This is a genomic window from Bifidobacterium sp. CP2, assembly GCF_018555635.1.
GTDB classification, from domain to species: Bacteria; Actinomycetota; Actinomycetes; order Actinomycetales; family Bifidobacteriaceae; genus Bifidobacterium; species Bifidobacterium saguinibicoloris.
The window spans coordinates 45,861-70,861 of sequence record NZ_JAFEJX010000013.1 but is presented as its reverse complement, the minus strand read 5'-3'; the positions used below and the strand labels follow the sequence as shown (position 1 = coordinate 70,861).

Annotated in this window: 11 protein-coding genes; 3 read left to right on the top strand and 8 right to left on the bottom strand. The window is 67.8% G+C overall.

Annotated elements, in window-relative coordinates:
* Window positions 1-50 precede the first annotated feature (50 nt).
* The 8 genes from JS531_RS09565 to JS531_RS09530 form a co-directional block, all read right to left on the bottom strand.
* Window positions 51-755: an FHA domain-containing protein gene (locus JS531_RS09565; RefSeq protein ID WP_236034530.1), complete on the bottom strand. Its 705-nt coding sequence runs from the start codon at window positions 753-755 to the stop codon at window positions 51-53.
* 116 nt (window positions 756-871) lie between these two features.
* Complete coding sequence (locus tag JS531_RS09560; RefSeq protein WP_214315488.1) at window positions 872-1,558, bottom strand: hypothetical protein; 687 nt, start codon at window positions 1,556-1,558, stop codon at window positions 872-874.
* Window positions 1,558-2,520 (bottom strand): serine/threonine-protein phosphatase, encoded by a 963-nt coding sequence (locus tag JS531_RS09555; protein ID WP_214315474.1) that lies wholly within the window; start codon window positions 2,518-2,520, stop codon window positions 1,558-1,560. Before JS531_RS09555 ends, JS531_RS09560 begins: the two co-directional genes overlap by 1 nt.
* Entirely contained in the window at window positions 2,517-5,024 is a 2,508-nt protein-coding gene (locus JS531_RS09550; protein WP_240542159.1) for a transglutaminase domain-containing protein, read from the bottom strand. The genes JS531_RS09555 and JS531_RS09550 overlap by 4 nt, the downstream gene beginning before the upstream one ends.
* 47 nt (window positions 5,025-5,071) lie before the next feature.
* Window positions 5,072-6,286 (bottom strand): DUF58 domain-containing protein, encoded by a 1,215-nt coding sequence (locus tag JS531_RS09545; protein WP_214315470.1) that lies wholly within the window; start codon window positions 6,284-6,286, stop codon window positions 5,072-5,074.
* 59 nt (window positions 6,287-6,345) lie between these two features.
* Window positions 6,346-7,857 carry a MoxR family ATPase gene (locus JS531_RS09540; protein WP_214315469.1) on the bottom strand — a complete coding sequence of 504 codons (1,512 nt, stop codon included), beginning with the start codon at window positions 7,855-7,857 and terminating at the stop codon, window positions 6,346-6,348.
* 150 nt (window positions 7,858-8,007) lie between these two features.
* Window positions 8,008-13,977, bottom strand: a complete 5,970-nt coding sequence (locus JS531_RS09535; protein ID WP_214315467.1) for a tandem-95 repeat protein — start codon at window positions 13,975-13,977, stop codon at window positions 8,008-8,010.
* Window positions 13,978-14,130: 153 nt separating this feature from the next.
* Window positions 14,131-15,537, bottom strand: coding sequence for a serine/threonine-protein kinase (locus JS531_RS09530; RefSeq protein ID WP_214315465.1), 1,407 nt, complete (start codon window positions 15,535-15,537; stop codon window positions 14,131-14,133).
* Between the two features lie 311 nt (window positions 15,538-15,848).
* Between JS531_RS09530 and JS531_RS09525 the strand changes: the two genes are divergently transcribed.
* The 3 genes from JS531_RS09525 to JS531_RS09515 all read left to right on the top strand — a co-directional run bounded on the left by JS531_RS09525 (window position 15,849) and on the right by JS531_RS09515 (window position 24,999).
* The gene (locus JS531_RS09525; RefSeq protein WP_214315463.1) at window positions 15,849-16,673 is read left to right on the top strand and encodes a serine hydrolase; all 825 of its coding nucleotides are present in this window, start codon (window positions 15,849-15,851) and stop codon (window positions 16,671-16,673) included.
* Between the two features lie 86 nt (window positions 16,674-16,759).
* Window positions 16,760-21,028, top strand: a complete 4,269-nt coding sequence (locus JS531_RS09520) for a PD-(D/E)XK nuclease family protein (protein WP_214315461.1) — start codon at window positions 16,760-16,762, stop codon at window positions 21,026-21,028.
* A complete protein-coding gene (locus JS531_RS09515) occupies window positions 21,025-24,999 on the top strand; it encodes an ATP-dependent DNA helicase (RefSeq protein ID WP_240542157.1) in 3,975 nt (1,324 codons plus the stop codon). Before JS531_RS09520 ends, JS531_RS09515 begins: the two co-directional genes overlap by 4 nt.
* The last annotated feature ends 2 nt before the right edge of the window (window positions 25,000-25,001 follow it).

Sequence of the window (25,001 nt, the reverse complement as noted above, 5' to 3'; positions counted from 1 at the left end):
GGGCGGAATGGGGCGGAGATAGGGGGAACGGGCGGAACGGTGACGGGAGGCTACTGCTCCTGCAGGGTGAAGAACTGGTCGCCGATGCGTAGCGTGGCCGGTGCGTCCAGCTCCGCCGGCGTGCCCTTGACCACCTGGTGTTCCTCGCCGTCCTTGATGATGAACGTACCGTTGAGCGAACCGTAGTCCTCGATCCACAGCTGGCCGTTCTGGTCGATGCTGATCGCCGCGTGGTTGCGCGACGTGGTGCGCGTGGGATCCTCGATCTTCACGGCCTTCGCGCCTTCCGGAATCTCCTCGGAGGGTTTGCGGCCGAGCAGCACGCTGCGGTCGATGAGGATGCTCTGTCCGGTCACGTCGTTGTGCAGCAGATACGTCTTCCGCGTCTGCTTGATGGTGAACGAGCTGGACAGCACCGTGCTGTCCCAGTCCTCATCATGGTCGTCGACGGGCGCATGCTCGGGGGTGTGTGGTGCGGCAGCCTGTTCCGAGGCGGCGGTCTGGCCGGAGACGAACGTTCCCGTGACGATGGGGCCGGTGCCGGTCAGCCCGGTGGAGGCCAGGCCGGGGCGGGCCTCGGTGGACGGTGCGTCCTGGACCGGCGCATGCGAGTCGTCGGCGACGGGCGTGGCGTGGACCGGGGCGTCACCGGACGCGGCCATGGGTTGCGCGGCCTGGGAAACGGCGCCCTGCACGGGATCGTCGGCGTACCAGCCGGGCTCGGGGGCGGGAGGGAAAGGAATCACAGTGTTCATCGTGACATGCTCCTCAATGAAGACCGATGCACCATCGTCCGGAACCATGGCCTGTCATGGCCGGAACGCCGGACGCGTCGAATCGGGTCTTCTGATCGAATGGTGACGTCCGTGCGTCACTTACGGGTGGCGAGGGCCGCGTTCACGGCCGGATCGTTGAGCTGGGCGAGCCACTGCACCAGTCCTTCGTACAGGTTGGGGTTCTGCGCCAGGGCCGGGTACAGTTCGGGGGCCTTCTGCGCGATCTCCGCCATCTGCATCTGGTCGGTGGTGGTGCGGGCCTGTTCGGCCGTGAACCCGTACGGGTTCTGCGCGGGCTGGACGTAGGAGGAGGCGGCGTACTGGCCGGTGGGCTGCTGGGGTTGGCCCTGCGGGGCGGCGCCGTACGGGTCGGCGTACGCGTCGGCTGCGGGCTGGGCCTGCTGCGGCTGCGCATAGGCGGCGTACTGGTCGGCCGGCTGTTGCGCGGGCTGGACCGGCTGGCCCTGCGGCGCGGCGCCATAGGGGTCGGCGTATCCGGTCTGCGCCGGCTTGGCCTGCTGTTCCGCGGCCGCCGCGGCACCAGCCGCGGGCTGATGTGCGCCGGCGGGGGAGTCCGATACGGTGTAGCCCATCTGCGCCACCGTCTCACGTGCGCGGTCGTCGCCGAATTCGGCCAGCCAGCGCAGCAGACCGGGGTATGCGCGCTGGTTCACCGCCACGTTCGCGCCGAACTCCGGGTTCTCATAGGCGATTTTCGCAAGTAGGATCGGATCCGCGTTCGGGTCCTGCACAGCCGCGACCGCGGCGTCGTAATCGACCATCATGGCCTCCTTGTTGTTATGGTTCGTAAGGTCTGCAACGTTTCGTCGGCGATTTCCCCGATATCCTCGTCATCGCCCAGTCTAGTCACCGCCCAGCCGTGTCGTTCCGGCTCGTTCATGGGCATATCGACCACCACTACGGTGACGTTGTCGCTGCCGCCCGCCTCGAGCGCGGCCTTCACCAACGCTTCGGCGGCCTGCCGCGGGTCGTTATGGGCGGCGGCGATCGACGCGATCGTCTCGTCCCCGGCCACTTCCGCGTGCAGTCCGTCCGAACATACGATGAAACGGCCGGTGGCGTCCGCCACGTACAGGTCCGGGGCGATGCCCTCCGGATCTCCGATGCACTGCGTGATGACGTTGCGGGGAATGAGCGCCTTCGCGACGTCAGGCAGCATCTCGCCGGAATCGATGGCCTCCTGACGTTGCGAATGGTCGCGGGTGATGCGCGTGAGCGTCGATGCGTCCCATGCCGAGCCGTCGGGCAGCGCGTCCATGTGGTAGGTGCGTGAATCGCCCACGTTCACCACGTAGGCGAGACTGTCGTATCCGTCGATGGGGGTGGACATCGTGTCGTCGAAATCGACGGGATGGCCGTCGGAAGGCGCGGTGGCGGCGGCCGTGCCGGTTCGTGGACCGGCGTACGCGTCGTCGTTGTGCGCGAGGACCACTCCGGTGACGGTGGTGCCCGCCACGCCTCCAAGTTCCTCGCCGAGCGCCACCACGTCGGCCTGCGCGGCGGCGAGCGTGCGTTCGATGTCGCCGCGACGCCGGTCGCGAAGGGTGGATAGGGCGCGCAGGTGACGTACCGCGAGCGCGCTGGCACGCTCGCCGCCCATGCCGCCGCCCATGCCGTCGCAGACCATGAAGACGCCCTGTTCGGCGATGCCGAGATCCTGGTTGCTGCGGCGTCGCAGGCCCACGTCGGTGGCCAGGCCGGCCTCGAGCTGTCCGATGATCATGGGCGTTGCCTCCCTGCATTGGCCGCGTGCGTCCGTCCGTCGCCCTGATGCTTGGAGGTGCGGGATGCGGCGGAACCCTTTCCTGTATTCAATATATGACGTTTTGCCGGCCTCCGCCGTAATTCGCCGAATATTCCCCTGAGACTCAGCCTGGTGCGCCAGCGTCGCAGGCGCGGCAGGGAGGCGAGCATGGCCTTGCGCATGGCGTCCACGTCACGCCAGTACGCGGCCGCCTGTCCGCTGGTGATGTCCTGACCGGAGAACGCGGCGTAGTCCGCGTCGTTCGAGAGCGTGCGGAACGATGCCGCATCCAGATGCAGCTGGTCCGCCATCGCGCGCGCCTGGTCGCGTCGTGTGCCGCGCGCGTCCACGCCGCTCTGCTTCGCCAACGCGGCGAGCGCTCCCCATCCGGCCACCACGCGGGTGCGTGCCGGGCCTCGTGCGCGCGCCCGCGCCAGCAGCACGGCCTTGGTGAGCAATATCGATGCGGCGGCGAACAGCAGAATCCACAGGGGGCTGCCCCATATGGCGACGCGGGCGGCGATGCGTGCGAACCGGGCCCAGAACAGATTCGTGCCCGTATCGTCCGCATCCTCGCCGGCCAGCGTGGAGTTGCCGTTCGCCTGTTGCTCGTCGCGCAGCGGATCGGACAGCGGCACCGGCGGCTGTCTCACCAGCGTCTGCGGGTTCGGCGGAGTGAGGTCCTGGTTCTCGTCCGGGACCTTCGTCTCCTTGGGAGTGGGATAGAACGCCACCCATCCGTATCCGTCGAGCTTGATCTCCACCCAGGCCTCGATGTCGTTGCCGGTGAACTTCGTCACCGTGTGCGCGCCCTGCTTCTCGGTGCGCGACTGGGTGATCTCGCCGTCCTTGTTCTTGGGGATGAAGCCCATCACCACGCGGCTCGGCAGGCCGAGCTCGCGGGCCATCAGCGCCATGGCGGAGGCGTACTGTTCGGAATCGCCCACCATTTCGGTGCCGGCGAGCAGCTTGTCGATGCGGTAGTTGCCGTGCCCCGGCAGCGAGGGGTAGTCGCCTTCGAGACCATGCGAGAACCAGCCGGTCTCCTTGAGCTTCTGCGCAAGGGCCCGGGCCGCTTCGCCGCCTTTGGATTGGCCGCCCGCAATGGCGGAGGCCAGTTTGCTCACCGAGTCGGGGACGTCCTCGGCCTCCGGCTGGTCCACGGATGCGGCGTCCGCGGCGTCGATCTGCTTGTCCGTGGGCGTGTTCGGGATCACGCCGCGCTCCGTGTAGGTCAGGCCTTTGACGGTTCCCTTGGGGTAGATGGCGGAATCGGTGTCCGTGTTGTAGTAGAAGGACGATGCATCCGTCTTCGACGTGAACGTCACCGACTTGGCGGCACCCGAGAGCGGCAGCCAGGTGTCGGCAAGCCCTTCGTCCACGGTGAACGTGGCGGTGAAGCGCTCGCCCTGCTCGTCCTCGGCGATCGTCGTGCCCACCCTGCGGTAGTTCGACGAATCGGCCGCGGACCTCGAATCGGACAGGTTCCAGACGTTGCCGTCGAAGCGGTCCATCACGGCGAGTCTGACAGGGGTGCCGGCCGGAAGGTCCCGGGCGGTGAGCACGGTGTCGTCCTTATGGTCCTTCACGTAGGAGCGCAATCCGGATAGGGGACTCGTATAGTCGTACGGGTTGAGCGGCGGCTCGTAATGGTCGCGCAGCACCACGCGATGCTGGGGGACGGCGAGGCACGCGCCCACGGCGATCGCGCCGGCGAGGACGAGGATCACCAGCGAGCTCAGCCAGCGGCCGAGCTCAAGCAGCCCCCAACGGGCGGACAGCCAGACGACGAGCAGAATCGCGCTGGCCATGCCGGATATCGGACGCCACCAACCGGAATCGGTTCCCAACAGCGCCGCGGCCACGTTCGCGGCGAACACGGGGATGGCGCCCACCATGGCCCAGGCGGCGTCACGCATGACGGCGAACAGTCCCGTGAGGAACGCGGTCCACAGGCCGAGCGTCCATACCGCCATCAGGGAGCCGTCGGCGGTGCCGGTGGGCGGTTCGATCGAAATCAGGTATTTGAACGAGCCGAACGTGCTCTGCCAACCTTGCGCGAGCGTCGACAGTGACGGCAGGACATGGCCTATCGTCGTGTCGTTCAACGCGACCACCGGGCCGACGACGAACTGCGCGAGCGTGAGGAACACGATCTGCCACCACAGGCGCATCGCCGGCCTGATTCCGGCCAAGGCGACCAGGCAGCCGACGATCGTGGCGGGTATCGCGATTGCGGCCCAACGAGCCCAATCCCCGTACACGTCGATGAGGTTGGAGACGGCGAGCAGCGTCAGCGCCGCCGTCACCGCCAGGTTGCCGATATGCCTGCCCCACGGCTCGCGGCCGACGTTCAGCGGCGTGGCGAAGCCGCCGCGTGTCATCCAGATCACCGAATGCGTGGAATCCGCCCAGGATCCGGTGGCTGTGGCGGTGTTCGTCCCCGTGCCATCGGGGATGGGCGTCCCGGTCGGTGAGGGCATGTCCGGCATCGAGGTGGAGGACCGGTCGAACGGCATGGTCGGGAACGTCATGCGAGCACCCCCATGATCAGCGGAAGGTCGTCGAGCTCGCCCACCGTGGCCAGCGTGAAGTCCGGGAACCGGCGGATGGCGCGGGGAGCGCCCGAGCAGGTCTGCAGGATGAGGATCGACGCCGATTTCGGCAGCGCGAGCGCCAGACGTTTGATGCCGTCCACGTCGCGCAGCGACCCCACGGTGAGGAAGTAGAAGGAGGCGTCGGGACTGTGCGTCAGGGTCCCCTCGGCCAGATTCGGGTTGTCGTCGCGGTCGGGGTCGATCATGCTGCACGAGTCGAGGAACGCCATGGCGTTGCGCGGCGAGGCATGGACGGTCCCCGCATGCGTGTCCAACGGACGGTCCTGCATGAGGCATCGCACGCCTATCGAGGCGTGGACGGACACGGCGAGCTCGAACTCCTCGGCCGAAGCGTATTCCTCGGGGTTCACGGCGATGGTCAGCGAGGTGTCGGTGCGTCGCGTGGCCTCATATTGGCGAATCATCAGCGTGCCGGTCTTCGCCGTGCTCAGCCAGTGCACGTTGCGTACGTCGTCCCCGGGCACGTATTCGCGCAGACCGTAGAAATCGAGGTCGTCGTCGACGATCTGCCCGCTCGGCTGTCCTTCGAGGTCGCGTGCCATGCCCGCGTCGAGCGTGTCCAGCTGCACGGTCAGGGGGTGGATGAACAGCGTGATCCGCTCCGCCAGACGCTTCTCGTGCCGTATCAGGCCGAAGGGGTCGCCCTTACGGATGCGCAGCGGGCCGATGGGCAGCACCGCACGCGACATGGTGCGGAACTGCACGTCCGTCCGCTTCGACTGTCCGGGGGCGAGCATGGGGATGGAGAATCGTTCGTGCAATTCGCCGATCGGCAGGTCGCCCCGCGCCGTGGCGGTGGGCGTGCGTCCGGGATTGTCGATGTTCACATGGACGGTGACCGTGTCCCCTACGGTCACGCGATGGCCGGATACGTCGATCGCGGCGTCGAACGACGTGTTGCCCAACGACATGACGATCGCCGCCAGGGTCATCGCCAGCGCGACCGCACCGTAGGCGAGCAGCTCGTGCCAGCCGGTGGGAATGAACGCAACGGCCGCCACGACTCCGGAGACGGCCACGGCCCACCCCAGCGGGGAGATGTAGGACGTGAGGAACCGGCGGATGTGATGCCGGATCCGTTTTGCCGCGCGTGCCGCCCTTCGACGGCGGGATGATGCGGTGGGCATGGGGTGCCTTTCGGTTGGGACGCTTGGAATGGTGTACGGGTATGTCGGACGGGCCGATGTCAGGCGCCGATGGTCGGCGCCGGGATCTCCTCGAGGATGCGTTCGATCACGGCCTCCGGGGTGGCGCCGGCGAACGTGGCCTCCGCCGTGAGGCTGATGCGGTGGGCGAGCACGGGGACGGCGAGGTCCTTCACGTCATCCGGGATGACGTATCCGCGTCCATCGGACGCCGCCCAGATGCGGGCGCAGCGGGTCAGCGCCAGCGCGCCTCGCATCGAGGCTCCCACCAGGATGCGGTCGTTGTGGCGAGTCTCCTCCACCAGGCGCACGATGTATTCGGTGATGGCATCCGCCACATGGATCGATTCGGCCGTACGGCGCAGCTCGAGGATGTCGTCGCCGCCGAACACGGGGGAGATGGTGGTGGCACGGTCCGTCACGTCAAGCTGCTTGAGGATGTCGACCGAGACGTCGTGTCCGGGGTAGCCGATGGACGTTTTGATGAGGAAGCGGTCCATCTGCGCCTCGGGAAGCTTGTAGGTGCCGAGCTGTTCGATCGGGTTCTGCGTGGCGATGACGATGAACGGCTGCGGGACGTCGTGCGTGACGCCGTCTACGGTGACCTTCTGCTCCTCCATGACCTCCAGAAGCGCGGACTGCGTCTTCGGCGAGGCTCGGTTGATCTCGTCCGCGAGCACGATGGACGCGAAGATCGGTCCTTCGCGGAAGGTGAAATCACCGGTTTTCTGGTCGTAGAAGGTCACGCCCACCACGTCGGACGGCAGCAGGTCGGGGGTGAACTGGATGCGTTTGAAGCTGGTGTCGATGGAGTTCGCCAACGCGCGGGCGAGCTGCGTCTTGCCGGTGCCGGGGTTGTCCTCCAGCAGGATGTGGCCTCCCACCATCAGGGCGCACACCACCTGACGGATTGGCTTCTCCTTGCCGACGACCACCTTGGAGATGTTGTCGACGAGGAGGTCGAACGCATTGCGGAAGAACTGCACGTCCTCGCCGGCCTCGGGCATGAGAGCGGCGCCGGGGACGGGCGTCGCCGGCGCGACGGGCGTGGTGAGGGGAGCCGTCGTGGGGGTGGCCGGCGTCGCGGCCTCCGAGGCCGTGGGCATGATGTTCCCGGTGGGGGCGTTCACCGTGGTGCGGTCATCGGGCGTCACCGGCATGTCGGTGGGGGACATGGCGGTGGGGCGTCCGGTGGTCGTGTCGTACCGTTGGGGCAGGCCCGGGGCCGGTGTCGCCGCGGGTGCCGGGAACCGGGAGCCCTGCGGCGCGGAGGACACCGATGCGGAGATCGGGGAAGAGGCGGACGGTGCCGAAGGGGCTCCGGCGGGCGCGATGTGCCCCAGACGCGTGGCGTCCATATCGGCTATCGAGCCGAGCCGGGTGGCGTCCAGATCCTCCTCGGGTGTGTGGAGCGGCTGCTGCCGGGCGCCCGGCTTCGCGGGAATCGAGGGGTTGGGACGGTTGGGAAGGCTCGGCTTGGCGGGGATGTGGGCGTGCGTGGAATCGGACAGCGTCGTCGCGTCGTCGATCGGTTCGCCGGTGTGCTCGCTCATGGGGTTCTCCTTGATGGTGGTTCTCGTCTCCGGAGGGAAACGTCTCTCCGGAAGACTGGTGGTGTGTTCTGATGCGTGCTGATATGGGGTTGTCGGCGGTGGTGGGCTCGCGGCTCGCGGTGATGCCGCGCGCGGACGCCGCCGTTCAGGTCAGCGTGGGATGGAGGATGCCAGCCCCCTTACCCATGGATGTTCGACGTAGAACGACTCCGGCAGGTTCCCGGACAGCGATTGGCTCTCCGCGGCGTCGGCGCGTATGCCGGAGACGGTGCCGGAGATGTCCGTCGAATAGGTTTCGCTTTCGATGGTCACCGTCAGCTTCCATGTGATGTCTCCGGCGTCGGCCTCGGCGGGGATGCCCGATGCGTCGATGGATGTGGACAGCTTGTTGAAGCCGGTGACGGGTTGTCCGTCCACGACGAGCGTGTACGAGGTGATGTCGTCGCGCCCGTAGTTGTCGATGCCGTTGGTGCCGAAGACGTCGATGCGGTTGTGGTTGTCCCGGTTCCAAGACAGCCGCAGCGCGTTCGGGTCTATGGTCGGCTTCTTCCGGTAGACGTACCCGTTGGGGGCCGTGGAGGACTCTCCGTCATGGCCGTTGAACGTCGGCGTGACGGTGGCGGTCGGACAGGTCTCCCAAGGGCCGATCGTCGTCTTCAGATCTTTCCTGTTCGCCTGGTCGTCGTCGTTCGAGTAGTCGCCGAACCGGACCTTAGCACCGTTCACCTTGCCGCTGGATCTCCAGGAGAGTGTGCATGTGCCGCCGCCGTCGTTGCCGATTGTGGTGGAGACGGTGCCGATGTTCGTCGAGACGTCGGTCTTCCCGGAGCCATTGACGGTGATGCCTTTGTCCGTGGTCATCGCGGCGTCCACCTGGAATGTGGAGAAGTATTCGTTGTCCTTGATGGCGAACGAGAACGACTTGTTGCCGCAGGGGACCTTCGAGGAGGACCCGCCATGCGTGACCGTGATCGACGCGCATGCGTTGCCGCGCATGTTGCCCGTCGCCACGGTGCCGGTGACGTTGTCGCCGTTCTGCGTGACCGTGACGGTCAGGTCGTCCGGCTTGCCGTACACGCCGGAGTCGAGCGATCCCGTGGCGGCCGCGCCGGCGCCCACGTCGTTGACCGCCTGGACGCTGGCGTTGAATCCGGTGCCGCCGTTGAGGACCTCGTCCGGCACGTCGAACGTCTTCGAGGTGGCCTTCACCCCGGTCTCCTGCTTGGACCAGCCGCCCGGGCCGGTCAGCGTGACGTTGTAGCCGGTGGGGGCGCTGAACGAGGATTTGTCCGAAGATCCCGGAGCCTCCCAGGTGACGGTGACCGCGTTTCTCGCGCCTTGGAGCGACACCTTGCCGGGGGCGTCCGGCACCTTGTCCGGCTTGCCCGTGGTGGTGTTGGAGTCCTTCGACCATCCGACCTCGTTGCGGGCGCGCACCTTGAACGTGTAAGTCTGGCCGTTCGCCAGCCCGGTGATCTTGCAGGTGGTGACGGCGCCGCACGATTTCGACCCGTTCGTGGGGCCGCCCCACGCCACCTCGTAGTCGGTGATCGGGCTGCCGTTGGCGGATCCCGGCGTCCAGGTGAGGTCCACCGCGGCGTCCTGCGGCTTGGCGTCGACGGGGGAGAGCAGCGGCGCGTCGGGCTTGTCAATCACCGAGACGGTGATGGTTCCCGTCACCTTGCGGTCCGCGGATTTCGTACCGTCCTGCACGGTGACCAACACCTTGTTGGAGCTGGCGCCGATGTCGGACGCGGCGGTGATGGCGATGCTGCCGGACGAGTTGCACTGCACGGTGAGCTTCGCCGTGTCGTCCGAGACGCATTGCACCGCGGTCAGCGGGGAGTCCGGGAACGGATTGTACGCGTCCTGGAGCAGGTTCACCGTCTCCGTGGAACCGGCCTTGATCTTGACGGTCTTGTCCGAGATCCGGGCCAGGGGCTTGGTGGAGGCGATGACGCGCACGGTCACTCCCGCATGCACCGTGCCCTTGCCGTAGGCGATGTCGACGGGCACGCTGACGGTGGTGCCGGGCGTGGCGTCCTTGTCGGCCTTGACGCGCAGGCTGCCGGAGCCGGAGACGGTGGCCTCCACCTTGCCGGAGGAGGATCCTCCCGAGTACGTGTACTGCTTCTCGTCGTCGTACAGGCCGTCGGGTGTGTGGGTGAGCGCCTTGAGGTCGATGGTCTTCGCATTCTCGCCGGCCACCACGTCGATGGTGGACGAGGAGAAGGTCGGCGCCGGCACGTCGCGTCCGATCACCGTGATCGGCAGGGTGAGCACGGCCGAGTTGATGATCTTCGTCTTGTCGGAGCCCTTCTTGCCGTCCACGGCGGTGAACGTGATCGAGGCGGGACCGGAATAGTCCTTCGGCGCGGTGAACTTCAGTGTCTTCTCGTTCACGTAGAGGTCGTCGTCCGCCGCCTTCGTGGCGCTCACCGAGTCGGCGCCGTCCACGTACGGCTCCTTGCCGGCACCGACGCGCACATAGTCGGCGATGTTGATCCGGATGGTCTCGCGGGCGTTCACCTTGAGCGCGGGGGCCTTCGGACGCAGCGTCGGCGGGAACACGCCGTATGCGGGCACCTGGATGAACGCGGTGGACGTGATGTGGTACTTCGTGTTGGTCACCGTGTACGGCACCGCCCGCGCCTCGTCGGTCAGGTCGACGGTGATGACGGTGGACTTCGCGCCGCCCTTGACCCGGGCGTGGTCGCGCGCGGACTCATGCACGCCGACCTGGAGCTCGTCGGCGGGGCCGGACGGGTTCGCGATCCACTGGCTGACGTCCACGTCCACGCTGCGTTTGTCGATGGTGGCGGCCGAGGGCACGCGGTAGTCATAGGCCTGCGGCGGGTCGATGGGGGCGTTCGGGTCCACGTTCACGGTGAGCGTGCCGGTGTCCGACAGTCCCGCCTTGTCCTTCACCGTGTAGACGATGTACGCCGTTCCGGCGGTGGAGGGCGTGGTGAACGCGATGGCGTTGTCCTCCACCTTGGCGCCCGAGATGCCCTGGGTCTCCAATTTGCCGTCCACCTTCAGGTCGGTGTTGTCCCCCGAGATGTCGTTGAGCGTGACCGGGACCGTCGCCGCGGTGTCCGGGCGGAGCGTGACGGAGTCGTCACGCGCGTACACGCCGGAGTCGGACGCCCCTTGAAACACGCCCACACGGATCTGCGCCTGCGCGCGCTGACCGGTCCAATCCTCCACGGCGTAGGAGAATGTGTCGGTGCCGGAGGAGTCCGCATACGCCTCGTACACCATGTAGTTCGCGCCGACCTCCGTGATGCGGCCGAGCTGCGGCGCCTTGTTGCCCAATCCGAGCAGCTGGTCGTCGTCGCCGTCCACGTCGATGCCGGTGAGCGTGATGGGGATGCGGACCTTCTGTCCGGCCGCGACCTGGGCCTCGGTGTCATGCGGCGTGGGCGCCGCCTTGCCTTCGGCGTTGCGCTCGTGCACGGTGACGGTGATCGTGCCCGATGCGGCGTTGCCCAGATTGTCCTTCACCGTATAGGTGATCGGATAGACGCCGGGCTCGTCCGACGCCTGATAGCGCACGGTCGTGCCGGAGACGAACGCAAGCCCCCGGAACGTGGCCTTGTCGGTCTGCAGATCGTTGGACAGGGTCACCGTCGTGCCGTCCGAATAGCTCACATGGTCGAGCACGTCCACCGAGACGATGCCGCCGGTACGCACCTGCGTGTTCACGTTCGACGCCTTCGGCGCGGCGTTGCCCGTGGCGAGCGCGGGCGGTTGCAGCACGATCGTGCCCGTCGACGTCCCGGCGGCGTTCGCCACCGTATAGGAGACCTCCACCGGTGTGGTGGGCACCTGACGTGCGGTCAGGTACACGCGCTTGTGGCTCACCAGTCCGGTCTTGATGCCGGAAGCCGGATCGGCGGTGACCGAGGTGACGGACAGCACGCCGCCCATGGGGTCGATGTCGTTGGACAACGGCTCCACGATGGCCGTGTTGTCGGCGCCGAGCAGCGCCACGTCGTTGGCCGCCACGGGCTTGGCGGATTCGCCGGCCGCCGGCTGGACCTCCACGCGGGCCAGACCCGTGGCGGGGATGGAACCCTGCGTCACCGTGTACGGCACGTAGTAGGTGCCGGGCGTCGTGGCCCTGAACTGGATGGTCATGTCCGCGGCGTTCATCGTCACGCTGGCGCCGGAGGGCGCGTCCGCGCCGGACAGCTGGGCGGGCTGTGCGCCCGTGCCGTGCACGTACGGCTTGAGGTCGATGGTGGTGTCCGTGTCGGGAAGCGTGGACTTGACCACCGGGTCGATGTCCGCCGGCAGCGTGTTTGCGGGCTTGACGGAGAAGTAGACCGTCCCGGTGCCGGTGAGACGCCCGTCGGAGACGGTGACCTCCACGCCCACCCGTCCCGATGTGAGCGAGCCGGTGTTGAACACGAGCTGTCCGTCCGCACGCGTGGAGACCGTCACTTGGTCGGAATTGCTCGCCACGGCGGAGACGAGCGTGAGCGGGTCCCCGTCGGGGTCGGTGAAGCTTCCCATCGCGTTCGCCGTATAGGTGGCGCCCTGTTCCACGGACAGTTCCGGCGGCACGTCGCTCTGTACGGGCGCCTGGTTCGCGGTCCCGAGGATGTCGAGGCTCACGGTGGCCGTGGAGGTCTGGCCGTGACCGTCGGAGATGTCGTAGGAGAACGTCACCGTGCCGGGTTCGGCCTTGGTGGCGTCCAATTGGATGTAGCGGCCGTCATAGACGGGGGAGACCGTCACCGTGCCTCCGGACGGCGCGCTCACCTGGTCGATGCGCAGCACGGAGCAATCGGTCTGATGGTCGTTGCGCAGCACGTCCAGGATCTGCTCGGAACCCGCGCGTGCGCCGAACTCGTCATCCTCGGCCTTGATCTGGCCGGATTGGGCGGAGCACGTCTTGGCGAAATCACGCTGGTTGTCGGCGGAGTCCTCGTTCCGCTCCTGCTGCTTGGTGCGTTCCGTCTGGATCCGGTTCCACTGGATCTTGATGACGTTCGTGGAGTCCCTGGGGTTCCAGACGTTGCCGTTGACCACGTCGTTGAGAACGACCTGCCGGTGGTTGGTGCGGAACACGAGTTCGGAGGTGGCGTTCACGGATTGGAGCGTCGAGAACGAGGCCTTGCCGTCATCCGCGGAGCAGACGCGCACGTAGTTGTTCGCCTTCTGACTCCATGCGGCGTACACGCAGCCCCCCGATGAGACGGGGCGTGCCGGCTCCCCCTTGCCTCCGGATTCCAGCACGAGCGGCTCCGGCCCGGACTTCGTCAGGTCGATGAGGGTCAATCCGTTGGACCCCGCGGCGGCCACCCAGTCGGATTGGACGCCGTCCACGGACGGGGACTGCAGGGTGAGCCGTCCATTCACGCCCGTGGAGGTCTTGCCGCCGGAGAAGAGCACCTGCCTGCCGGAGGCGATGACGGGGACGTCGCCCACCACGGTGAACGAATCGGCGTTCATCCGTCCGCCATCGGTCAGCGATTCCGTGTCGGAGGCATTCCTGTCCTGCGGGGAGGCGAGTTTGAGCACCATGCCGTCCTTCGGCCGGTATCCCCACACGGCGCCGTCCGACGTCACCACGGCCCTGCCTCCGACGCCCAAGGCCATCTGCGGTTTCGCGCTCGAGGGGGCGACCGATTCGACGTCATCGGACGAACCGGCCCAGACGTCGACGGTCTTCGTGTCGATGAACGCCACCGTGCCGCCGTTCATCATCACGGACATGGACCCCTTGGTCTCGGTGCTGCCGGCCATCGCGATGGTGGAAGCCTTGATGGCGGAGGATTTCCCGCCCTCGTCCAGCACCGTGTCCGAACCGTTCTGGGCGACGTCGAAGCGTTGGGCCGACGAGGCCACGGCGGCGTCCGCCTCCCGCAGCTTCACGTTGAAGCGCGCCGCCTTGCGGTTCTTCAGCGAAGTGACCCACACCGTGCCGTCGTCCAGCTGCACATGCCGCTGCATGACGGAGCTGATGACGATCGCGCCGGCGATGCCGGCGAGAATCAGCAGCAGCGTGATGACGGGCGTCACCCATGCGCGACTGCCCGAGGGCGTCAGGCGGCGTAGCAGCGCGCCTATCCTGCGTCGCCTCTCATAAGCCTGTGACGACTTGGCCATGACCTTCTCCCGTCGTTTCCCGCCCGATGAACGTGTGGATATATCTGTAATGTAACGCGCCGCTACGGCACCCGCCCCATGTCACCCGGTTTTACGGAACATGCGGCGTGTCGCCCGGAATACCGCGACTCCGTGCGGTGCTCCGCCGGTCCGCTAATCGCCGGAGACGGGCTTCGCGGCGCACGCGGTGGCCGGGGCGTCCGACATCCGCCGGTCCGCCCTGACGATGGAGACCTGGATGCAGGTCTGGGCGGCGTCGGGATCGGCGTCGACGGTGACCTGGGTCTCCCTGACCATCCTGGCCTGTCCGTCGGCCCCTTCCCCCGACCCTTCGGCGGGCTGCCATGCGTAGGTGTCGCCGTCCTTCGGATCCGGGTTCGTCCAATGGAACGTCACCGTTCCGTCCGCGTCGTAGGCGCCGTACAGGTCGGACGGGGACGGGACCGGAGTCGTCTCCGTCGCATCGGGACCGGCCGCCGCGGAGCCGTCGCCCTCACCGGTGCCGGGGGTCCTCACCGTGGCCTGCGAACCGGTCGCATGGGAATCGGACCGTGGGATGATGACGAAGGCGAACGCCAGCGATACCGCGGCGATCGCCGCGACCACGCCGGCCGCGACGGCCAGCGGGCGGACCCAACGCCGTTCCGTCGGACGCGTCGTCCGCACGCCGGGCGCGACCGCCGCACGATGCGACGGATAAGGCGGCTGCCCTTCGGCGACCACCGGGGTCATATGGCCGAAATGGGCCTGCTGCACGCGTTGCATCTCGCGTGCGAACTGCAACGCCGAATAGTATCGGTCGTCGGGGTCCTTCGCCATGGCCTTGCGCAGCACGCGCTCCACGTCCGCGGGCACGTCCGGACGGTTCAGGGCGGGCAGCGGCTTGTCCAGAATCAGTTCCTTGAGCTCGTTGGGCGTCCGGGGATGGTAGCCGTACTCGAACGGGGACCGTCCCGTCAACGTGGCGTAGAGGGTGGCCGCGAGCGAGTAGATGTCCGCCGCCTCCTGCCCCACATGCCCGGTGAGCACCTCCGGCGGCGCCCAGGGCAGGGAGTAGCCGGTGAACCGCTTGTCGTAGATGCCCGACGCGATACCGAAGTCCGCGAGCACCGGCAGCCCCTGCGCGTTGACGAGCACGTTGCTGGTCTTGATGTCGTGATGGATGACGCCGGCGCGATGCGCCGTGAACAACGCCCCCGCCAGTTTGACGCCCAGATCGAGCATCTGGTCGCAGGTGAGGGGATGCGCCTGCGTGATCTCCTTGTACGTGCCGTTCGGCGCGTATTCGAACACGATGTATCCCTGGCCGGAGGACGTCACCCCCGCGCCGTAGATCGACATGATGTTCGGGTGACCCGACAGCCGGGCCATCGTATCGGCCTCCCGGGTGAACTGCGCGGCCGCCCGCGGATTGATCGAATCCTTCGAGACCTTCACCGCCACGATGCGGTTCGGGGTGCGCTGCTGGTACAGGTACACGCTCGCCGTCGACCCATCGCCGAGCGTCCGGATGTACGTGTAGCCGGGAATCCGCGGTGGCGCTGCGTTGCTTGCTGGCATGTCCTCTTTCCTTCCGCTCCTGCGTCCATCCTACGGTTCACGTGGGATGACGGGGCGACGGGGCATGCGGTCGCGGACGTAGCCACCGTTCGGTACGCTGTCGTCGCGTGACGGACAATCGGATCGGACGGCATGTGGGACGGAACGCGGAGCGCGCGCGGAAGGCGCGTCGCACCAGACGGGCCATGGCGTCCACGCTTGCGGTGGTCATGCTCGCCTCGGCGGTGTCGCTGGGAATCGGAGCGGTCCGCGTGGCGGGGGAACTGAGAGACGCGGATTCCGCGGCGGCCTCCGGGACACGGGGCACGGGCATGGCGCGGTCCGCAGGGGCGATGGCCCGGGCGGCCGTCCCCGAGCCTAACGCGAAGGCGCTCATGCAGCGTCGGATGGACGGCCTCGGCGAGGTCATTCGCGCGAGGACCGCGGGCTACCAAGGCTCCTGGCAGGTGTATGTGGAGGACCTGTCCACCGGCGCGTCGACGTCCGTGGACGTGCACGCCGGATATGCGGCGTCCGTCATCAAGCTGTATGTGATGCTCGCCGTGTTCCAACGGTTCGATGACGGTGCTCTCGCCGAGGACTCCACGGTGGACGGGCTGCTCACCCAGATGATCACCGTCAGCTCGAACGAGGCGACGAACGCGCTCATCGAACGTCTGGGGGACGGGGACATGGAGCGTGGCTTCGACGTGGTGAACGGCACCGCCGCGCGATACGGCTTCTCCTCCACGAAGATCACGCAGGCCATCGGCGTGGCGGACGGCGACCCGAACCGCAAGACCACGTCCGCGCAGGACGCCGGGCGGTTCATGGCCGCGGTCTGGCGCGGCGGACTCGTGTCCAAGGCGGCGAGCCGGCGCATGCTCGACCTGCTCCTCGCGCAGACGCGGCGCGCGAAGATCCCGGGAGGACTGCCCGAAGGCGTGAGCTGTGCGAACAAGACCGGCGAGATCGCCGGCGTGGAGAACGACGCGGCCATCGTGTTCTCCACGGACGACACGTCCGGCGCCATCGACGGCGCGCCGACGCAGGGCGACTATGCGATCGCGGTGATGACCTCGTCCGTCACGTCGTCCGACGCCGCCCAGGCGTCCATCCGGAATCTGTCCGCCATGGTGTGGGAGACGTTGCAATGATGGGCGTGTCGCGATAACGCCATGACATGCCGGTTTTTCCGGTAGATATCTACCGGATGGTCGGCGGCGGTCCTACGCTGGAGGCTATGACTGGCAATGAGAAAGCATACGAGGCGCTGGACGCGCTCCTGAACGGCCCTGCGGGGGATTCCCCGGCCGTGCAGCAGGACGTGCTGCTCGTCTCCGGGGCTCCCGGCACCGGCAAGACGGAGTACGCGTTCGAGGCCCTTGTGCGTGGCCTGAAGACGTACGGCGACGACAAGGCGGTGATGACCGTGTCGAACAGGGTCATCGCGGACGGACTGGCCGACCGGGTGATCCGCCGGATCGGAGCCTCCTCGCAGGTGCGTCCGGTCACCACGCTTTCGGCGCTCGCATACCGCGTGCTCGCCGCGGTCGCGTTCGATGCCGGGGCTCCCGCCCCCAAGCTGCTCAACGGCGCCGAGCAGGACGCGCTCCTTCGCAAGGTGCTCGCGACCCATCTCATGCACGCGCGCACCGGCGACCTGTGCCCCACCTGTCTGCTGCTGCGCTCCTACTTCGCCGACGATGGATGGACGGCGTCGGTGGTGACGGATGACAGGGACGGTGCGGCGTCCGCCGGGGAGGGGGACGCGGATACCGTCTCCATGCTCGAGCGCGGGATCTCCGCGGCGTTCGTCGGCCAGCTGCGTGACATGCTGGCGCGTATGGACGAGCTCGGCGTGGACCGCGAACGCGAGTCCCTCGCCCTGGGCGCCCTGCGGGAGACGATCGGTGCGGCGGGCCGCGGACACGCCTGGCGGCGTGCGGAGCGTCTCGATGTCCAATGGCGGTTGACGTTCGCGTTGCGCCGGGAATACGAGCGGGCCATAGGCGACGACTATCGCGGCCAGTACCGTCTGGACGCCTCGCGGCTGTTGGTGGACGGTGCCGCCGCTCTGCGCGACGGCGCGCGGTCCGCCACGTCGCCCGCGCTGCTGGTCGTCGACGATTTCCAGGACACCACGCTTGCGGGACTGCGCTTCCTAGAGGCCCTCCACCGCGCGGGAACGAGGCTGCTGCTCGTCGGCAACCCCGATGAAGCCGTGCAGACCTTCCGTGGCTCCTATCCCGAATACGTCTTCGGACGCGCCGTGGACGGGGTGTTGAAGGCGAAACGCGCCGTCCTGTCCGGTCCGTCGCCGGAACCGGGGGCCCCGAGCTACCGCGATCTCGTCGTTTCGCGGGTGGCGTTGTCCATCCCGTCCCCGGAGAACGAGATGACGGCGTTGCCCGATCGTCCCGGCAAGCCCGCGCGGTGGGAGGGAAGTCTGCCCATCACGCCGGTCGGAACGAAGCCGGACGACACGTCGCTGCGGGCGGCGCTCTACCGCAGTCCCCGTGAGGAGCTCGACGACGTGGTGTGGAGGATCAAGAGGACGCACCTCGACTTCGGCGAGGCGTGGAACACGATGGCGGTCATCGCCCACGACAACGCCACGGTGCGGATGTTCGGCGAACGGCTGCGACGGGATGGCGTGCCGGTGCGGTATTCGTCCGTCACCAGGCCGCTCAGGGATGAGCCGTTCGTGCAGGGACTGTTCTCCCTGATCGAGCTTGCGCGCCTGCGCCGTCAGGGGATCATGGGATGCCTGATGGCTCCGGAGGAGACATCCCGCTACGTGAGGTCCCGCGTCGCCTCGTTGATGGCGTGCCCGCTGATCACCACCGGTGCGAAACCCGGGGAGGGTCGTCCCGCGCGGCTTGCGGCCGTCGAATCGGCGATGAATGCGTTGGTGTCGCTCGCCGACATCCTTCCGGACGACGCCCGGCATGGTTCCGGGGAACCCGCCGCCGAAGCGGATGACGAGATTCCAGGCGCCGCGGGTCTGAGCGGTCTGACCGGGGCGTGGCGTGAGATGGCACGGCGTTGGTACGATGCGCGCGAGGCGCGGTCGGACGCATCCGGCGAGACGGTCGACGACTCCCTGATCGGCGGCTCCGCGCCGCATGACGAGGCCATGGGGTTCTCGACGAACGCCCTCTACGTGATGCTCGCGTTCGACGACGCGCAGGCGCCCGCCTCGGACATCATGGACATGATCGCCCATGTCATGGGCAGGGACCCCCAGATTCGCGCATGGCGCAGGCTGTGGCATGCGGTCGGTGCGGTGGCTGCGGGTCTGGATGGGCTGGAGAGTCGTGAGCCGCAGTACGTCCTCTCGCTCGCATGGGATGCCATGGGCGTGGCTGGGGCGTGGCAGACCGCCGCATTGGCGAATACGTCCGAAGGGCGTGCCGCCAACGATCGCCTGGACGCGGCGATGCGTCTGTTCCAATACGCGGAAGGCGGCACCGCCGGCCATGACATCGTCGCATTCGCCGAGCAGGTACGGTCCATGCAGATCGAAGCCGATTCGCTGGCCCATGTGGGGCCGGTCGAACAGGCCGTCACGCTCTCCACGCCGGCCGGCGCCGTGGGACGGCATTGGACGCACGTGTGGATGCCCGCGTTGCAGCAGGGCGTATGGCCCAACCTCGCCGAGAGAGGGACGCTCTTCGGCGGGGATGACCTCGCCGACATCATGCTCCACGGGGAATATGCGGGCGGCGGCCTGGAGACGTCCCGCGGCATGGCCGACCCGCGGCTGACGGCCGTGCTGTCTTCGGAGAAGAAGGGGCTGCTCGTGGCGCTCACCCGGGCCATCGGCGCATCGGCCACGGTGACGGTCAGCGCCGTGCGCAACGACGACCTCACGCCTTCGGACTTCCTCTACGGGTATATGCCGGAACGGTTCGACCGCGGACAAGCCGACTACACCGGTGTGGGAAGCGCCGCGGGAGCCGCGTCTGACGCGGGCTCCACGGGTGGCGAGGCGAAGGGCGACGAACGCGGACACGGGTATGACGGTCTGGACGCGGATCCGCGCGGTCTCGTCGCGGCCGCGCGCATCACGCTTGCGCGCGACGCGTCCGATGACGCCGGAGCCAAGGACGCGGCACGTGCGTTGGCGCTGCTCGCACGGCACGGCATCGAATCCGCCGAGCCAGAGAACTGGTCGTTCCCGACGCGGAACCCAAGTGATCGGGGCGACGGCGATGACGTCGCGTCGGCGACACAAGAAGGCACCCCTCACGGGCGGAATGACGGGCGGGAAGCCGTTCCGGTCTCGTCCGGACAAGCCCATCCAGTGGCGACCTTGTCGCCATCGGCGGTGGACCGGATCTGGGATTGTCCGGTGTGCTGGATGCTGGAGAACCGCTTCGCCGGGCCACGCCCCGGCAGTGTGGCCGCCGGCTTCGGCACGCTGATCCACGCCGTGGCGCAGCAGGGCAGCGAGGAAGGACTCGATATGCCCGGCTTCATGGCCGGCTCGGGGCGCGAGGAACGGACCGAAGCGGTCCTGTCGCGGCTGCGCGCAATCTACGAAGGTCTCAGGCCCGACCCGGACGCCGTGGGGGATCCCGCGGACCGGTATGCCATGATTCGCAAGGACGCCGACGCCGAGACGGCGCTCGCCGCCATAGCCGGATACTTCGTCTCCTCCAACGAGCCCGACTATCTTGGGCGCAACGGCGACAACTTCGACATCGGCACCCTGGAACGGGCCGACTGCGAAGAGGAGTTCACGGCCCGGATCACCCTCGCGCGGTTGCTGCCCGTATACAACGGGCTGCCCGGCATGCATGCGGTCACCGCCCACGAACTGGGCGCGCTCATGGGAACGCTCGTCGGCGGGTGGCCTGAAGGCATGAGCGATGACCTGACCGTCCGGCTGTCCGGCCGCATCGACCGCAAGGAGACACGGACGGTGCGGGGCGGGACCCGGATACGTCTCATCGACTACAAGACCGGGCAGCCGCCCACCATCAGGCAGGCCGCCAACGACCTGCAGCTCGTGTGCTACCAACTCGGACTCGCCTTCCCCGAACAAGGGGACGTGCGGCTCGAGGACGTCACGCCCGTGGCGCAGAGCGCGCTGTTCCACGTGGCCTGCAACGACACCCCCGCGGAAAGCTACGCGCCGGAAGGCGCTTATCAGCCGGCGTTGTTCACCGGCGGCACGTTGAACGCCGAGGCGTTCATGAAACGCTTCCACTATCCGTCGGCGGACAAGCTGCTCGATATGCCGCATCCGCATCCGGAGCGCAGGCCGGAGGGCCTGCATGACGTGTCGGATGAGGCATGGCGCGAATTCGCGTCCCTCGACGGCACACAGGCGCTCTGGGCATTGACCATGATCGCCCGCGTGTTCTACGCGGCCGCCGCCAGCCGGTCCGCGACCATCGTCGCGCATCCCACCGCACGGCACATCGGCCGATGCCGCATGAAGGACGTGTGCCCGGCATGCGCCGGCGCCGTGGACACCATCTTCGAAACGAGGCTCGCATGACCACGACATTCACCGACAGTCCTGAGCAGGCGGCCGTCATCGGCGCCCCGGTCCATGACGACGTGCTCGTCGTCGCCGGCGCCGGATCCGGCAAGACCTACACCATGACCCGGCGCATCATCGAACTCATCGGCCGGGGCACGGCCCCGGAACGCATTCTCGGCCTCACCTTCACCCGCAAGGCGGCCGGAGAGCTGCTCGACCGCGTCTCCACGGCCGTGCTCTCTTCGGGGAACGATGGAGAGGATAGGGCGGCGAATGCGGACAGGGCGTTCCTCAAACCCACCATCGCGACGTATGACGCGTTCTTCCAGACCATCGTGCGCCAGTACGGCCTGCTCGTCGGCTTCGATCAGAACACGCAGCCGTTGAGCGAAGCCGGGGCGCTCCTTCTCGCCGGCGATGTCATCGGACGGCACGCCGATGAGCTGCGCGACGCCGACCTGGGCTCGTTCTCGGCGCTGTCGAAGCAGGTGCTCGGACTGTCGAACGCCATCGGCAGCGCGATGATCGGCGACGGCGTCACCGACATGCGCCAGGCCATCGCGGCCGTACGGGCGTGGGACGACGCGTTCATCGCCCGGGTGCGCGACGCCATCGGAGACGAGACTGTCCCGGAGGAGCGTCCGAAACCGCCCAAGCCGAAACGGACGAAAAAGGATACGGACGCCACATGGCAGGCCAAGGTCGAGCGGCAGCGTCGGATACAGCATGACCTGTGCCTGTTCACCTGCGCCGGACTCGCCGGCACAGCGGAGCGTCGCAACCTGCTGTTGAGGCTCGTCTCCGAATACGCCGACGAGAAGCGGCGGCGCAACATGGCCGAATTCAGCGACTTCACCATCGCCGCCTACCAGCTGGTCACACGGTTCCCCTCCATCGGCGAACGCTACCGCGAACGGTTCAGTCACGTGCTGCTCGACGAATACCAGGACACCTCCACCACGCAGGCCACGCTGATCGCCACACTGTTCCAGGGCGGCGGCACGGCGGTGAGCGCAGTGGGAGACCCGTTCCAATCCATCTACGCGTGGCGTGGCGCCAGCCCCGGCGCATTCCGCATGTTCCAACGGGATTTCCACATGCGGGCGGAGGAGCGGCCATATGCGCTGAGCGTCACCAGGCGCAACGCGAGACTCGTGCTCGAAGCGGCCAACGACCTCACCCTGCCGCTGCGGCAGGAGCCCAGACGTCCCGGCAGCTCGCTGATGCGCGAAGTCGACGTGCGGCCGCTCAGCACCCTCGACGACGCCCCCGAAGGCACCGTGGGCGCATTGGGATACGACACCCTCGGCCAGGAGATCGACGGCGTGGTCCGTTTCTGCGCCGCGGTCCGGAAGGAGACCGGACACGACGGCGAATCCAAGACCGCCGCGGTGCTGTTCCGATCCAAGAAGGCCATGCCCCTCTACCAGCAGGCGTTGGAGCAGGCCGGTCTCACCACAGCCGTCGTCGGCTACTCCGCCATGCTCGAACGCCCCGAAGTCAGGGATCTGCTCGCCCTGCTGCGCGTGGTCTCGGACCACACCGACACGAACAGCCTGATGCGTCTGCTCGCCACACCGCGGTTCGGACTCGACGCGCAGGCGCTCTCGACGCTCGCATCGCTCGCCGACGCCGACAACACCGAAAGCCGTTACCGTGCGCTCGCCGTCGCCGGCGTGGTCCCCGCCGATGCGCCGCGGTCCCAGTGGGCTTCGCTGGTGCGCGAACACCGGTCCGAAGTGGCCAACGCCGTGTTCCTGCCCGACCTGCTCATGAAGGACGACCTCGGGGACGAACTGGAACGCGAAGGACATCTGGACGGGTACGCCAGACATGCGGTCCTGCGCTGCTCGCGCATGCTGCGCCGTGTGGACGACATGGTCGGAGGGCCGCTGCAGGACGTGGTGCGGGCCGCGGCGGAAGCCCTCGATCTGGACATCGACACCGTGGTGGCCCAAGCGCTCCATTCGGACGATGGAACCGTCAACCCCACCCTCGCGCGCATTCCCATCGGGGCCGTGACCGATTTGGTGGACGCCTACACCGCCGAGATCGCGGCCGACGCCACGCCCACGCTGCGTGGATTCATGGCATGGGTGGATGCGCTGGGCTCCATCGAGGACGAGGCGGCCGCATTGGGGGCCGACCGGAAGGCCGACGTGGAACTCATGACCGTCCATCAGTCCAAAGGCCTCGAGTGGGACGCCGTCGCCGTCGTGGGACTGGAGAAAGGCGTGTTCCCCAGCAGTCAGGGCGACAATCTCTCCGTGGAGGAGGACGTTGCGCACCCCGGCGGCCTCGAGCAAGGCGTCTGGACGGCTCCCGAATATCGGGAGAGCGCCAGGACATGGCTAGACGACCCCACCGCCGTACCCGTGCCGATCCGCGTCGATGCCGGCATCCTCCCCAGATTCCCGCACGACGCCTCCGCCGATTCGGACCCCATCGCCTCGCTGAACGCGCTGGACGGTGTGGAGCGCATCGACGACGAGGTGTACGGCTCGCTGCGGAACGACGGAGACGGCTCGGAAGGTGCCGACCCGGACTCCCGGTATCTGACCCAGGAGGAGGAATACGGCAGGCGGCTGCACGCCGACGAACGGCGGCTCATGTACGTGGCGCTGACCAGAGCCAGGACGGACGTGCTGCTCACCTATGCGCGCACATCCTCGCCCCTGCGCGATCCCTCCTTGATCGAGGGGAAACCCAGGTCAGCGAAGCCGTCCAACTTCTGGCTTGAAGTGCACGACGCGCTGCATTCCCGCGCCGACGCGGTCACCATAGGAAAGGACGGCTCCGGCGCGGACGGCGCGGATGACATGGACGGTGCGGATGGCGCCGCGGTGCCGTCCAGGAACGCCCCGACGGACGCTTCGACGGATGCCTCGACGGACGTCCGCACGCTGGCCGGCCGCGGCGTCCCCCTACCGGCCGGTATGTTCGCCGGCGAGGCGGCGAAGTCCCGTGTACGTGTGCTGGTGACGGACGCGTGGAACGGGCCGTACGACATCGAACGGGATGCGGACGGCCTGCCATGGCCCGTCGGGCTGACGCCGGCGCTCGCCGAACGTCTGCGGCGGGCGGCCGAGACCGTACAGGCGGTCCGGGAGACCGCCGCCGATGCGGAAGGACCGGTGGGGCCCCTGCTCGAACGGGCGCGGATGCTGGTCGCGGACGATGACCTCATGAGCGGCTCGCTGTCCGGCGAGACCCTCGACGAAGCCGTCAGGACCAAGGCGCAGCGCATCCTCGCCGGATCGCGCCAAAGCGTCACCGGTCTGCAGGTGCGCGCCGGAACCTTGGGCGAGCGCGAGGAACGCCGGTATTGGAGGAGCATCGTACGGCCCATCCCGTCCGTCGCCTCGCCGTCCGCCTCGGCGGGAACCCGGTTCCACGCGTGGGCGCAACGGTTCATCGACGCGGCCATCCCCGGCAAGGACCTGCTCGGAACCGACGCCGTGGCCGGGGTGGATGCCGGAACGTTCCCCGATCCGACACGCCGGACGATGCTCGCCGGGCTCGGCGCTGACGAACCGGACGATGCCGTCGAACGGCGGCTGCTCTCCTGGGAGCGTCGCCTCGCCGCATCCCCATGGGCGCGGCGCATCCCCGCATGGGCCGAACGGCAGATCGTCGTCTCGCTGCCCCAACTGGACGGCATCATCGCCAACGGCAAGCTCGACGCCGTCTTCCACGGTGGCCTCGACCCGGAGGACGATTCGAAACGGTACACCGTCATCGACTGGAAGACCGGGCGTCGGCCGCGTACCACCAAGGAACGTGCGGAGAGACTCGCGCAGCTCGATCTCTACCGTCTCCTGCTCGCCGCGGTGGAGGGCCTGCCGCTGGACAGCATCGACGCGGCTCTCTACTATGTGAGTGAGCCCGACGAGCGGAACCGAGAACTGCGCGCCGAGGCGAAAACAGAACAGGACATCATTGCCGAGTTGAGCTCCGGAGTTCCCGAGCAATCCGACGACGATTAGAC

Coding starts and splice junctions, on each gene's coding strand:
- JS531_RS09550 (WP_240542159.1), bottom strand. CDS start 5,024: ATGCCCTCACCGACCGGGACGCCCATCCCCGATGGCACGGGGACGAAC.
- JS531_RS09535 (WP_214315467.1), bottom strand. CDS start 13,977: ATGGCCAAGTCGTCACAGGCTTATGAGAGGCGACGCAGGATAGGCGCG.
- JS531_RS09530 (WP_214315465.1), bottom strand. CDS start 15,537: ATGCCAGCAAGCAACGCAGCGCCACCGCGGATTCCCGGCTACACGTAC.
- JS531_RS09555 (WP_214315474.1), bottom strand. CDS start 2,520: ATGATCATCGGACAGCTCGAGGCCGGCCTGGCCACCGACGTGGGCCTG.
- JS531_RS09545 (WP_214315470.1), bottom strand. CDS start 6,286: ATGCCCACCGCATCATCCCGCCGTCGAAGGGCGGCACGCGCGGCAAAA.
- JS531_RS09525 (WP_214315463.1), top strand. CDS start 15,849: ATGGCGCGGTCCGCAGGGGCGATGGCCCGGGCGGCCGTCCCCGAGCCT.
- JS531_RS09515 (WP_240542157.1), top strand. CDS start 21,025: ATGACCACGACATTCACCGACAGTCCTGAGCAGGCGGCCGTCATCGGC.
- JS531_RS09520 (WP_214315461.1), top strand. CDS start 16,760: ATGACTGGCAATGAGAAAGCATACGAGGCGCTGGACGCGCTCCTGAAC.
- JS531_RS09560 (WP_214315488.1), bottom strand. CDS start 1,558: ATGGTCGATTACGACGCCGCGGTCGCGGCTGTGCAGGACCCGAACGCG.
- JS531_RS09565 (WP_236034530.1), bottom strand. CDS start 755: ATGAACACTGTGATTCCTTTCCCTCCCGCCCCCGAGCCCGGCTGGTAC.
- JS531_RS09540 (WP_214315469.1), bottom strand. CDS start 7,857: ATGAGCGAGCACACCGGCGAACCGATCGACGACGCGACGACGCTGTCC.